Source organism: Mucilaginibacter sp. A3364, from assembly GCF_059690715.1.
Window position 1 is genome coordinate 1,047,193 of sequence record NZ_JCAWED010000001.1, and the last position, 14,251, is coordinate 1,061,443.

Consider the following 14,251-nt stretch of genomic DNA (forward strand, 5'->3'; position numbering starts at 1 on the left):
TGTGCAAAAGATAGCGCATATGCGTTATTTACCGCTGTTTTAGAATAGATGACATTTGGCGTGAACAAAACTCATCCTATTCATTATGAAAATTTTTAACACTAAAATCGCCTTAGCGCCACTGGTATTGATGTTGTTTTTAACAGGTGTAAGTTCCTGTAAAAAAAGTAAAACACCCGACCCGGTTGAGGAGCCGAAGGTTGCCAACCTTACAGGTAAGATAGACGGTAAGGATCTCAATATTTCTGCCGCTAACCTTTCAACCACCTATTATAACTCGCCGGGTGATGCAGTAAGTTCATTGGCTACATCGGCTACTTTGGATGCTTCCGGAAGCAAGCTTAATTTTTTTATTGACGATTTAAAAAATGGTAGTATAGCTATCAGCCCTAAATTGGGTACATCAGCAAATCCCGGCAACCCTAAGGTAGGTGTGCAAACCATAGCACTTAACGCGGCGGCGGTACAAACTTACGTATCATATTACAGCGCGGGTAATGCTTATTATGCTTATAGCGGTAGCATTACTATTGTAATAGATCCTGAAAAAGGATTAACAGTAAGCTGGAATATTAACTTTAAAGATGCTACAGGCCGTGTGTTTACCTCGGCAGGTACATTCTTTTTGCCGATATATAAAACTACCACCAAGCCAAAATCAGATATTCAGGATCCAACCCCGGTTGCTGCCAAACCAACTATCGAAAGCATTGCGCCAACCATGGGTGTAGCCGGTGATGAGGTGGCTATATCGGGCACTAATTTCAGCACCACAGCATCTGATAATGTTGTGCAGTTTAATGGTGTTGCTGCGACAATAAAAGCCGCTACAGCCACCAAGCTTACTGTAACCGCTCCAACTGCTACAACCGGTGCCATAAGCGTAAAAGTTAAAAACAGCGAAGTTGCGACGGGGCCCGTATTTACTTATATATTACCGGCTACTGTTTCTGCGATGGCGCCAACGTCCGGCTTTGTGGGGACTACCGTTACCATTACCGGTACCAATTTTAGCACAGTGTTGGCTGATAACCAGGTGCTCTTCGCCAACGGTACCATTGCCCAGGTTAAAGCAGCAACTGCCACAACACTTACTATTGAGGTGCCTGCGGGCGCTACCAGCGGCGTAGTTGGTGTTAAAGTTTTAAATAAAAGTGCAGCATTGGCACAAGGCTTTGATGGTGTGTTTACCGTATCAACCCAAAGCCAAACGGTTAACGTAGGTACGCCGGGCCAGGTTTATTTGCTTAATGGAAGCTACATCCATACCGCTAAAGCCGTTGATAATGAAGGCAACATTTATGTGGTTGACGAGAACGGTCAGCTTTACAAACGTACACCGGACGGTACCATCGTAAAAACATTTACCAAAAGCGACTTCGGGTTTAAAGCCATGAATAGCTACAAATGTGTAGCCATCACCAATAACAAAAAAGGAGCTATCCGTGCGCTGTTTTATTGCTCAACTTTCCCTAACGGACAGGTGGAGATGTATATGACAGCTATTGGCACCAGTGGCACCATTTCTAAAGAGTTTCAAACTACGATGTACGATCAGGAAGCTTTAGGCATGGTTTGGGATAATACAAATTACTACATCCTGTCATCGCACTTTAACACCGACGACGTAGTTAAAATGACCACCGATGGTAATTACTCGGCATATCTTAAAGGTGGTGCCGGTGGCGATTTTGATGGCAACGGCGCTTATAGCATGGATATTGACGATAGCGGCAACCTGTTTGTATTGAGCTACCTGAAAGGCCAGTTTGCAACAAGTATCCCAACAAAGCACGCTATTTATAAATTTGATGCCAATAAAACTAAAACCACCATCCTTGGCTCGTACACTGATGGTTATTTAGATGGCGCTATTGGTACGGCGCAGTTTAAAGATATCCGCAGCCTTGTAGTATCAAACCAGGATATTTTTGTAGGCGAGAATGGAAACTATCGTATACGTAAAATAGCGCCACGTACAAACCAGGTTACTACGCTGGCCGGTAACGGTAAACAATTTGATGTGAACAATGGCAACCAGCCAACTTATACCGGTGCATTGTTAGGTGTTAACATGCGGGGCTCAAACGGTTTGCTGTTAGATTACAATAACGGTGCGCTATACAACTTCAGCGCCGGCCAAACCGGTATACAGAAGTTTGTGCTCAATAAGTAGTATTGATATCGGATTTCGAATTTTAAAGCATATTCGTTTAAATTAAAAAGGGGTTTGAAGTAAGCTTCAAACCCTTTTCATTTATAGAGCGATAACAAATTCGAAATTGAAAATTCGAAATTCGAAGTCAAAAATCAATCACAATTCTCTACCGTATACAAATAAGTCTCCGTATTATTCACCGGCAGCACCACGCCTTCGCCGCGGGTTGATTGCCACCAAAAACGCAGGCGGATCTTATTATAGTTACCGGTTTCGTTCATCGTGTCCGAATTAAACAAGCGGCCATTGATCATTACGTATTTAATGTTATTGGTGGTGCGGATATCATCCAACGGGTTTTGGTTTAATACGATAAGGTCGGCTAGTTTGCCGCGCTCTAATGAGCCTATTTCTTTATCCATACCTAAATAAGCTGCACCATTAATAGTCGCGGTACGTATTACCTGTAAAGGCGACATCCCCCCCTGGGCCATCATCCACATTTCCCAATGTGCGCCCAGTCCTTGTAATTGTCCGTGTGCACCCAGGTTAATTTTAGTGCCACCATTGCTTATTTGTTTTACAGCTTTTGATACATCTACGTGGAAGTAATCGCCATACTCGGCCGTGGTGCGGCGGCGTGCGCGGCCGTCAATTACATGTGGCGGGGTAAAGGTAAGCAGGTGCTCATCTTTCCAAACTTCGGTACGGTCATACCAGAAATTTTCGCCAAACTGGCCACCATAGCTTACTATTAAAGTAGGGGTGTAGGCCGTTTTACTTTCGTTCCAAAAGGTTCTCACGTCCTTGTAAACCGGCGAAACAGGTATGTTATGCTCAATACCTGTATGGCCATCGGCAATCATATTCATGTTGGTAAAAAAGGTTGAACCACCTTCGGGCACCACTTCCATCTGTAACTGGCGGGCAGCTTCAATAACCTGCTGGCGTTGTTCGCGGCGTGGCTGGTTGTAGCTTTTTACCGAGAATGCACCTACGGCTTTTAAACGGCGGAGGGCTGATATTGCATCCTCCAGATTATTAATAATCACTTTAAAATCGCCATCGGCACCATATAAAATACTACCTGTTGAGTAAACACGCGGACCCACAATAGCGCCCGTTTTTAGCATTTCCGACTGGCTGAAAACCATCTCGGTATTACTCGAAGGATCATGCGCTGTGGTTACACCGTAGGACAGGTTGGCGTAGTAATTCCAGTCTTGTTGCGGTGTAACACCGTCAGGGCTAACATGTAAATGCGCGTGCACATCAATAATGCCCGGCATTATGGTTTTGCCGCTTACATCAATAACCTTGGCATTAGCAGGTATCTGGGTTTCGCCGTCTTTGCCGATAGCGAATATCTTGTTGCCTTCAACTACAATGGTCCCTTTTTCAATTACTTCGTCACCTTTCATGGTGATGATGCGCGCGTTAGTAAAGGCAATGGTACCTACGGGCACATCTGCTTTTAGTTTCAAACCAAGGTCAACGCCTGCTGTATCAACAGCCGGAGCTTTATCTGCACCCTCAATAAAACTAAACGCGTTTTTAATATCGCGGGTGTAGTATTTCGGGCCAAGGGTCCACATCAACTTCTGGCTGTCTTTGCTCCAGTGCAGGTAGGTGCCCGCATCGCGGGTTAGTTTGGTTAATGGTAATGATTTGTTACCCGATGAAAGATCAACCACACCACCTGTGTTCACCATAGGTGTCACATAACAGTTAAACAATTCGGTAAAGGCCATCCACTTACCGTCCGGACTAGGCGCAAACTGCGTAGCATAGGTTGAAGTATACAAAGTGCGCGAACGGGTGCCGTTGGCATCCATCACCTTATAGGCTTTTTTACCGCCTTCGCTGCTTTGGTAATATATTTTAGAGTCGTCTGCCGAGAAAAGCGGCTTAATACCATTATTTAATATCAATGTAGGTACACCGCCTGTTACCGGTATGGTATAAATGCCGGGGTTAGTACCATAAGCATAACCCAGCATATCATTGCCTTCGCCCTTGCGGTAAATGATCTTATCGCCTTTGTTTGAATAGCGGGGCGAGTAGTAAAAACCTTTTTCGGCAGTTACTTTGGTGACTATTTTGGTGGTCAGGTCTACGGTGTTGATCGAACCTTTAATAATATCGTTCCACGAAATATAAACCAGCGATTTACCGTCCGGGCTAAACGAAGGTTCGTATTGAAAATCCTTCGCGGTATCAATACGCATGGCATCTTTGCCCAACTCTTTAACGTAAACGTATCCCGCAGCATTAAAAGCTACAAATTTGCCGTCGGGCGATGTTGTTAACTGGCGGATCATTTTAGCCGGGAATTCTTCCTGGAAAACGCGTTGCGGGAAATGTAGCGCATCAGTAATGGTTTGGTTTGAGGTTACTTCAAACGGCACCATTAGTGCCTGCAAGGTGTTTATATCAAGGTTCCATATTTTACCTTTGGCGTAAAAAATGATATGCTGATTATCTGGCGTCCAGTTAAAATTAGGGTAGGTGCCGAAGATGGCCCAGGTTTCCTGCTGATCGTGCGACAGATCATCATATACCGGCCATTCTTCACCTGTTTCAAAGCTGTGCAGGTATAAAACTGATTTTAGTTTAATGCGCTTCACAAAAGCCATCATCTTGCCATCAGGCGATATTTGAGGTCGGCAGGCACCACCACCATCGCCTGTTACGGTTTCAATATCGCCGGTTTGGCGGTTTAATCTTTTTATAGCATAAATGCCCTGGTATGGGTCTTTATTGTATTGAAAAGATGGGCCCGGTGTAACATCCTCGCTCCAATAAACATATTTCCCATCGGGTGATATGATAGGTTCGCCGGCGTCTTGCTGGTCGTTTTTGCGTTTTGTGAGCTGTATACCGTCGCCGCCGTTTTTGTGATATAACCACATTTCGCCGGCACCTAATGATCGCGAGCCGGTAAAATGCTTGCGTGCCACCAGGTATTGACCATCGGGCGCCCATGAGGCGTTATTTAATAGCCTGAAGTTTTCTTTGGTGATAGACCGTTTACCGCCACCATCAGCATTCATTACCCAAATGTTGTCGCCACCTTCTTTATCGCTGGTATAGGATATGGTTTTACCATCCGGACTAAAACGGGGCTGCACATCCCAGGCTTTGCCGCCCGCTAATAGCGTGGCTTTGCCGCCGGTTATTGGCATACTGTAGATATCGCCTAACATGTCAAACACAATGGTTTTGCCGTCGGGGCTTACGTCAACGTCCATCCACGTGCCCTCGTTGGTAGTGATGGTCACTTTTTTTGAGGTGCCTGGCGTATTCTCAATATTCCATTTTTGGGCTTGGGCAGTGTAGGCCGCGGCTAAAAACAGTAGGGTAGTAGTAATAAGCTTCATTCAGTTAATGCTTTTATAAGCGCTAAGTTAAAACTATTGTGGTATTTTAATAGTTTTGGCATTGCCATAAAAATATGACGATACAGGAAATCCTTCAGGTTTATTGGAAACACGATACCTTCCGCCCCATGCAGGAGGATATCATTCAATCTGTATTGTTGGGGCATGATACGCTGGCGCTGCTGCCAACCGGTGGTGGTAAATCTGTCTGTTTCCAGGTACCTGCTTTGGCTAAACCGGGCTTGTGTATTGTTATATCGCCCCTGATAGCTTTAATGAAAGACCAGGTAGAGAACCTGAAAGAAAAAGGTATTGAAGCCGTAGCCATCGTATCGGGCATGAGTAAGCGCGAGGTTGATATGGCGCTGGATAATTGTGTATATGGCGAAGTGAAATTTCTATACCTCTCGCCCGAACGCCTGCTATCCGAACTGGTGCAGGAGCGCATTAAATACATGAAGGTGAATTTGCTGGCGGTTGACGAAGCGCACTGTATATCGCAATGGGGCTATGATTTTCGCCCGCCGTACCTGCATATTGCCGATATTCGACAGCTACATCCTGAAGTACCAGTATTAGCACTTACCGCAACGGCAACTGCCGATGTAAGGCAGGATATACAGGATAAACTGCAATTTAAAAACGGCATTGTTTACCAGAAAAGCTTCGAGCGTAAAAACCTGAGCTATGTGGTGCAACACGAAGAAAACAAGCCGCGCAAAATGCTGGATATTGCCCGGGGCGTAAAAGGCAGCGGGATTGTTTATGTACGCAGCCGAAAGGAATGTGCCGAAATAGCTAACTTTTATAACGATAATGGTTTTAAAGCTGATTACTATCATGCTGGTTTAACACCCGATGAACGCTCAAAAAAGCAAGAAGCCTGGAAAACTAACAAAACCCGCATTATGGTTGCTACCAATGCCTTCGGGATGGGGATAGATAAATCCGATGTGCGTTTTGTGATCCATAAAGATGCGCCTGAAAGTTTGGAGGCCTATTACCAGGAGGCTGGTCGTGCGGGGCGTGATGAGGAGAAGGCTTATGCTGTGCTATTATATAATGAGGGCGATAAGGCAAGGCAGGAAAAGTTATATCAGCTTAATTTCCCTTCGGTTGATGAGATCAAATTGGTTTACCAGCAACTATCCAATTATTATAAGGTGGCCTATGAGGCAGGTGAGGGCGTTAGCTTTGATCTTGACTTGGGCGATTTCTGTTCGCAATATAAAATGGATGTGATAAAAACCCTGGCCGCCTTGAAGTTTTTGGAGAAGGATGAATACCTCTCATTTAACGAAAGCGTATTCCTGCCATCACGTTTCCGGTTTGATATCGGGAACCAGGAGCTTTATAATTTCCAGATAGAGAACCAGGCCTGGGACCCATTTATTAAAACCCTGCTGCGATCGTACGGCGGATCATTTGATAATTACGTTCGCTTAAAGGAGTTTGATGTGGCGCGTAGGGGCAATATGAGCGTGCAACAGGTTATCAAAGGCCTGAAGCAGTTGGATGAATACAATGTACTGAGTTATTTGCCTCAAAACGATAAGCCGCAGGTTACTTTTATAAAAGCCCGCCAGCAGCCGCAAAACGTATATATTAATAAGGTATACATAGAATCGCGCAAGCAAACCTATCGCCGTAAAACAGAAGCGGTATTTAATTATTGCACCGCTAAACAATGCCGCAGCCAGTTGCTGCTGGCTTATTTCGATGAGACCCGCGCCGAGAAATGCGGCGTTTGCGATGTTTGCCTGGAAGAAAAACGCCAGCAAAATGCGGGTGAGGTGTTTGATGATATTACTAATGATATTATTCAACAACTTACCATAAACCCTACTGATCTGCCTGACCTGGTAACCGCTATTAAAAGCGGCATTAAAACTGAGCGCCTGCAGGCCATCAGGGTTTTGCTTGATGCAGGGAAGATCAAGTTTAATGGGGAGAAGTATTACCTTTAATTAATGGGTGTCATCCTGAGCCCCGTCGAAGGATGAGCGTAAAGGCCTTTGCCCACATGCTTCGAGTGCCTCAGCATGACAACCGGCGCTCATTATCTTCCCAAATTCTCTCCCTGTTACAGAATTTTCACCGACACAATTCCCCCTTTTACCGAGTAAAATATGCTGCTTATCTATTAAGCCCCAAACGCTTGTAACGTTTTTTGGGGAGGGTCGTCTTATTGGTGTATTTAAAAACAGAAATAAATTAAACAACAATATTAAAACTCATAATATCATGAAAACTACAATATTAACCCTGATCGCTGCTGCCACTTTAACCATAAACGGTGTAGCAAAAGCTGACGACAAACCAGCTACAACTAGTAACAACAACACTGCTGTTGTATTGGCCGAAGTAACCAAAATAAACAAAATAGAAGCCCGCGGTAACGTGGAGGTTTACATCACCAACGGCGCTAAAGACGAGGTGAAAGTATTTGATAACTATTACGCACAAAACGCCTTGGTGCAAGGAAACGAAGGTACACTGCGTATCTCATCATACACCAAGGACAAATTGGTGGTTTTGGTAACTGTAACTGATTTGCGCGCTGTAGCTGCTTATGACAACGCTGCCATCAAATCAAAAGGTACTTTATCAACTTTGGAGTTGGACGTTAAATTAAACAACACTTCTTCAGCCCAGTTAAAACTGGATGCTATCACTGCTAAAGTAACTGCTAACGACCGTGCAACAGCCGACCTGAGCGGTACTGTAGAAGACTACAGCTTAACTTACGCACAATCTTCAACCGTAAACCGCAGCGAGCTTACCGCTGCCAACCGTACTGAGCGTGTAATTGCAAAACCGGTTGTAGCTAAAACTGTATCATTAACTGATGATATGGCTGCTTTGTAAGCAGGTCCATTTTTTAAACAAAAGTTCAAAATAGATTATGCAAGGCTATCTGCCGCTTAACCGGCAGATAGTTTTTTTTCTGTAACTTCAATTGGCAATTTGCCGTCTAAGGCAAACAGTACATCTTTCAAAACGTTCATCACATAAAACACATACTATGAAACTATCTTACCTATACACACTTACTTTGGTTGCAGGCTCGGCTTTATTTTTTCAATCATGTAAAATTGGCTGCAAACAAGGTTCGGGCAAAGAGGCTACAGAAACCCGCAAGCTAACCGCATTCAAAAAAATTGATGTTTCCGGCGGTTTTAAGATCACCCTTAAACAAGATAGCACGCTTAGTGCGGATATTTCGGCAGATGATAACCTGTTACAGTATATAAAAACCGAGGTACGTGGCGATGAGTTACATATATCAACCGGTAATAAAAACCTATGTACCGAAACCCCGATGGAGATAGTACTTCACGTTAAAAACCTGGAGTCGATAGATGCTTCGGGAGCGGTGGAAGTAAAAACTGATGGCAAACTGGTTACCGGCGACCTGGAGTTCGACCTGTCGGGCGCTACCAAGATCAATATGGATGTTAATGCCGCCAACGTGCGTACTGATGCCAGCGGCGCTACCGAAATTAGTTTAAGCGGCCAGGCCAGCAGTCACGCTTTGGAGATAAGTGGCACAGGCAAGGTACATGCTTTTGATTTTATAGTCGGCAGCTATAGTATAAATACTACCGGCGCGAGCGAGTGCGAGATCAATGTATTGAAGGACCTGAATGTGGAATCAACCGGCGCATCAAGCATTAAATATAAAGGTAACCCCGAAAACGTGAAAAACCACGAAACCGGCGCGTCGTCTTTAACCAAAGTAGAATAAACAATCGTTATATATTAACCGGCTGCCGGGGCTCGCCTCATAAAGCCCCGGCGGCACAACAACCATCACAATTATTATGAAAAAAGTAGGTAAGTTAATAGCTTACGTAGCTATTGCTGTGGCTTTAATTTTGATCGTAGCAGTATCTTACATCACCCTCGCGCTGCCCAACGTGGGTGCTCCCGAAAACATTAATGTTGAACTAACACCCGCCCGCATCGAGCGCGGCAAGTACCTTGCCATGAATGTTGCAGTATGCGTAGACTGCCATTCGCCGCGCGACTGGACAAAATTTGGTGGACCCATTGACTCAACCCGTTTAGGTGCCGGTGGCGAAAAGTTCGACGCTAAAATTGGTTTCCCGGGCAATGTAACCGTGCCAAACATCACTCCTTATAAATTGAAGGATTGGAGCGATGGCGAACTTTTCCGCGCCATTACCACCGGGGTGAAAAAAGATGGATCGGCTATATTCCCATTGATGCCATGGCCATCTTATTCGAAAATGGATAAGGAGGATGTGTATTCAATCATCGCTTTTATCCGCACATTAAAACCGGTAGAAACTAATCACCCAAAATCAGAATTGGATTTCCCGTTGAATATATTGGTGCATACCATGCCAGAGAAAGCTACCCTTGGCACCAGGCCGGATCCGAGAGATACGCTTAAATATGGCCAATACCTGGTGCAAACCGCGGCTTGTAAAGATTGCCATTCGCAGGAGGACAAAGGTAAATTGTTGCCCGGTTTAGAATTTGCGGGTGGCAGGCCGTTTTCAAACGAATCGGCAACTGTGCGTTCGGCTAACATCACGCCTGATGAAACTACAGGCATAGGTAAATGGAAGAAAGAAGAATTTGTAGCCCGCTTTAAAGCATTTGCAGATAACAGCAATGCGCACGCTGTTGGTAAAACCGATTTTCAAACCGCAATGCCATGGTGGCAATACGGCAAAATGAGCGAAGGGGATATTGCATCTATCTACACTTATTTAAGAACATTAAAGCCGATTAAGAATCAGGTAGTGAAATTCACTGTCAATTAATAGCGAATTTTAATTCAAAATAAATTCGTATTTTTGCGCCTCGAAATTTACGAGCTTTATTAAAGGAGGACGTAAGTTTCGAGGCGTTTAAATTTAAAAAGACCGTTAAAAGATGAATATTACACAGGAAAAGATCGATAACCTGAATGCAGTTGTAAAAATTAATATCGACCCGGCTGATTACCAGGGCCGTGTTGATAAGGCGATAAAAGACCAGGCTAAAAAAGCCAAGTTACCGGGCTTCCGTCCGGGTATGGTGCCGCCTGCCCACATTAAAAAAATGTACGGTAAGAGCATTTTGGTTGATGAGATCAATAACCTATTGTCTGATACCTTGAATGGTTACATCGACGAGCAAAAACTGGAAGTATTGGGTCAGCCGCTACCAAAAGTTGACGATGCCCGCGAGTACAACTGGGATTTTAACGACGCTTTCGAGTTTAACTACGAATTGGGTTTAGCACCAGCGTTTGATGTTGACTTTTCATCAAAAGATAAATTGACACAGTATGTGATCAAAATTGACGATACAACTTTAGCTGAGCGTATTAAAAATATCCGCAGAAGCTATGGCAAAATGACAAATCCTGACGTATCGGCAGATGATGACGTTTTATATGCGCAATTAACGCAACTTTCACCGGATGGCTCTGTATTTGAAGGAGGCATTGAGAACACTACTTCGGTTAGATTAGACCAGGTTAAAGATGCGAAGATCAAAAAATCTTTCATCGGCCTGAAAAAAGACGACGAGTTAGTGGTTGACATTCAGAAAGCTTATGCTAATGATGCGGCGAAAGTTGCAGCCATTTTAGGTATTGATGAAGAAACAGCGGCTGATCTGAAATCAAACTTCCGTTTAACAGTTAAAAACATTAACCGTTTAGAAGAAGGTGATTTGAACCAGGAGTTCTTTGATAAATTATTTGGTGCAGGTACCGTAACCGACGAAGCAGGCTTTAAAGCAAAGATCACCGAAGAGCTGGAAAGCATGATGCAGCAAGATGCCGAGCGCAAATTGCAGAACGACATTTACAACTACAGCTTAGAGAAAGTAAACTTTGAATTGCCAGACGAGTTTTTGAAACGCTGGTTACGCGCTACAAACGAAAAACTGACCGAGGAAGAGTTAGAGGGCGGCTACAAAGATTTCGCTCAGAACCTGAAATGGACCTTGATCGAAAACAAGATCATCACCGGAAACAAGATCGAAATTAAATACGAAGATGTTTTCGCGGCAGCAAAACAAAGCCTGGCTCAGCAATTTGCCATGTACAGCCCGCAGCCAATTGCTGATGAGCAACTAGCGCAATACGCTGTGCAGTACCTGCAAAACAAAGAGAATGCTAATAAAGTATTTGAAGAAGTAAAAGCCCTTAAAACGTTAGATTACATTAAGAGCGTAATTACTTTAGATAACAAGGATATTTTCTACAACGACTTTAAAGAGTTGGCTAAGTAAAATAATCCCGATATCGAGATATTGAAAAAGCATCCCTGGAAACGGGGATGCTTTTTTGTTGCAAAACGATCCGTCATTACGAGCGAGGAACGAGCGTAGGAAACCCCGACTTGACTGACCGCTCTGCATATAGGGGATCGCCACACTACGTTCGCGATGACGTGGTTGTAAGCAGGGCTTTTAATTTTACTTTTTACAAACGTTATCTATAAAATAATATTCAACTAAAAACTATATTTATCCGGGCAACGCCTGATAAACCAAAATCGTAAATACATATACACATGAACAGTAATCCAGATAAAAACGAATTCCGCAAATACGCTGTAAAGCATCACCGCATTAGCAGCACTTACGTAGATAAATTTATAGGTAGCGTAAACCGTGGACCCCAGGGTATTGCAACCGTGCCTACAGGTATGACGCCGTATATTATTGAAGAACGCCAATTGAACATCTCGCAGTTAGACGTGTTCTCGCGTTTAATGATGGATCGTATCATCTTTTTGGGCGATGCCATTTATGATCAAAATGCTAACGTTATCCAGGCTCAATTGCTATTCCTGCAATCAGCCGATGCTAAACGCGATATCCAGATCTATATCAATTCGCCGGGTGGTTCGGTATATGCCGGTTTAGGTATTTATGATACCATGCAGCTTATTTCGAATGACGTAGCCACAATTTGTACCGGTATGGCGGCATCAATGGGTGCGGTATTGCTGTGTGCCGGTGCCGAAGGTAAACGCGCCGCGTTGCCACACTCAAGGGTAATGATCCACCAGCCATCGGGCGGTGCTCAAGGTCAGCAATCTGATATCGAGATCACTTACCACGAGATCACTAAGTTGAAAAACGAACTATACCAGATCATTGCTGACCATAGCGGTGCGCCGTTCCAAAAAGTTTGGGACGCGTCTGACCGTGACCATTGGATGAAAGCCGAAGAGGCCAAGGAATTTGGTATGATAGACGAAATATTAAAAGGTAATAAAACAAAAGGTAAATAATTTTATTAGTCCTAAGTCGAAAGTCTTTAGCCTTAAGTCAACAGTTAACTTTTGACTTAAGACTCTTGACTTAGGGCTAACAATTTGTTTATCGAAAGCAATTGCTTAATTTTGTTTAACAAGTAATATCACAATGAATAAAAACAGTAAGGAGATAAGGTGTTCATTTTGCGGCGCAGGCAAGCAGGATTCACTGATGCTTATAGCGGGGCTAGATGCGCATATTTGTGATAAGTGTGTTAACCAGGCTAATGAAATATTAGCCGAAGAATTGAAGGTGCGCAAGGTAAAAACATCGCCTAACGCGCCTGCGGTGCTAAAACCTTACGAGATCAAAACACACCTTGACCAGTATGTTATCGGTCAGGATGATGCTAAAAAGATATTAGCCGTAGCTACTTATAACCACTACAAAAGGCTAAATCAGCATATTGATAAGGACGAGGTTGAGATAGAAAAATCAAACATCATTATGGTGGGCGAAACCGGTACAGGTAAAACTTTACTGGCCAAAACGCTTGCTAAAATATTAAACGTTCCGTTTTGTATTTGCGACGCTACGGTATTAACCGAAGCCGGTTATGTAGGCGAGGACGTAGAAAGTATATTAACCCGTTTGCTGCAATCTGCAGATTACGATGTGGCGGCTGCCGAAAAAGGCATTGTTTACATTGACGAGGTTGATAAAATTGCCCGTAAAAGCGATAACGCATCTATCACCCGCGACGTAAGCGGCGAGGGGGTGCAGCAGGCTTTGTTAAAAATATTGGAAGGCACCATGGTTAACGTACCACCTCAAGGTGGCCGTAAACATCCCGACCAAAAAATGATCACTGTAAACACCAGCAACATATTGTTTATATGCGGCGGCGCGTTTGATGGTATCGAAAAGAAAATCGCTAATCGTTTACGTACGCAAACCGTAGGTTACAAATTAAAAGGTAATGATGGGGAGGTTGATTTGAAGAACCTTTACAAATACATCACACCGCAAGATCTGAAATCGTTTGGTTTGATACCTGAGTTGATCGGTCGTTTACCAGTGTTAACGTATTTAAACCCGTTGGATAGGGAGGCTTTGTTCAATATTCTTACCGAACCTAAAAACTCATTATTGAAACAGTACAAAAAACTGTTTGAATACGAAGGTGTAAAGCTTGAGTTTGACGACGAGGTGTTGGAATTTATAGTTGACAAGGCTATGGAGTTTAAACTGGGCGCACGCGGTTTGCGTTCAATTTGCGAGGCCATCATGATCGACGCGATGTTTGAGTTCCCATCTAAAAAGGATGTGAAGAAACTACACATCACTTTAGAATATGCCCGCGAGAAATTTGAAAAGTCGGACCTTAAAAAGTTAAAAGTGGCTTAACAATATCAACATAGCTTAACCGCTATATTTGTTATAATATAAACTGCTGCCCTGGCCCCGTGCCGGGGTTTGC

9 protein-coding genes are annotated in these 14,251 nt (G+C 43.8%); 8 read left to right on the forward strand and 1 reads right to left on the reverse strand.

Going from position 1 to position 14,251, the window contains the following annotated elements:
• Window positions 1-85: 85 nt before the first annotated feature.
• On the forward strand, window positions 86-2,176 hold the full coding sequence (locus AC59JT_RS04665) for an IPT/TIG domain-containing protein (RefSeq protein ID WP_497396446.1): 2,091 nt from the start codon (window positions 86-88) through the stop codon (window positions 2,174-2,176).
• 134 nt (window positions 2,177-2,310) lie between these two features.
• Here the strand turns inward: AC59JT_RS04665 and AC59JT_RS04670 are convergent, their stop codons facing one another.
• Window positions 2,311-5,538 (reverse strand): amidohydrolase family protein, encoded by a 3,228-nt coding sequence (locus AC59JT_RS04670; RefSeq protein WP_497396447.1) that lies wholly within the window; start codon window positions 5,536-5,538, stop codon window positions 2,311-2,313.
• 74 nt (window positions 5,539-5,612) lie between these two features.
• Between AC59JT_RS04670 and AC59JT_RS04675 the strand changes: the two genes are divergently transcribed.
• From AC59JT_RS04675 to clpX, 7 genes are all read left to right on the forward strand, one after another.
• On the forward strand, window positions 5,613-7,505 hold the full coding sequence (locus tag AC59JT_RS04675; protein ID WP_497396448.1) for a RecQ family ATP-dependent DNA helicase: 1,893 nt from the start codon (window positions 5,613-5,615) through the stop codon (window positions 7,503-7,505).
• A 277-nt stretch (window positions 7,506-7,782) separates the two neighbouring features.
• Window positions 7,783-8,406 carry a GIN domain-containing protein gene (locus AC59JT_RS04680; protein ID WP_497396449.1) on the forward strand — a complete coding sequence of 208 codons (624 nt, stop codon included), beginning with the start codon at window positions 7,783-7,785 and terminating at the stop codon, window positions 8,404-8,406.
• A gap of 157 nt (window positions 8,407-8,563) precedes the next feature.
• A complete protein-coding gene (locus tag AC59JT_RS04685) occupies window positions 8,564-9,286 on the forward strand; it encodes a head GIN domain-containing protein (RefSeq protein ID WP_497396450.1) in 723 nt (240 codons plus the stop codon).
• A gap of 76 nt (window positions 9,287-9,362) precedes the next feature.
• Window positions 9,363-10,334, forward strand: coding sequence for a c-type cytochrome (locus tag AC59JT_RS04690; protein WP_497396451.1), 972 nt, complete (start codon window positions 9,363-9,365; stop codon window positions 10,332-10,334).
• Between the two features lie 112 nt (window positions 10,335-10,446).
• Window positions 10,447-11,796 (forward strand): trigger factor, encoded by a 1,350-nt coding sequence (gene tig / locus AC59JT_RS04695; RefSeq protein ID WP_497396452.1) that lies wholly within the window; start codon window positions 10,447-10,449, stop codon window positions 11,794-11,796.
• Between the two features lie 284 nt (window positions 11,797-12,080).
• Window positions 12,081-12,806 carry an ATP-dependent Clp protease proteolytic subunit gene (locus AC59JT_RS04700; RefSeq protein WP_497396453.1) on the forward strand — a complete coding sequence of 242 codons (726 nt, stop codon included), beginning with the start codon at window positions 12,081-12,083 and terminating at the stop codon, window positions 12,804-12,806.
• A 133-nt stretch (window positions 12,807-12,939) separates the two neighbouring features.
• Window positions 12,940-14,178, forward strand: a complete 1,239-nt coding sequence (clpX, locus tag AC59JT_RS04705; RefSeq protein ID WP_497396454.1) for an ATP-dependent Clp protease ATP-binding subunit ClpX — start codon at window positions 12,940-12,942, stop codon at window positions 14,176-14,178.
• Window positions 14,179-14,251: the final 73 nt, after the last annotated feature.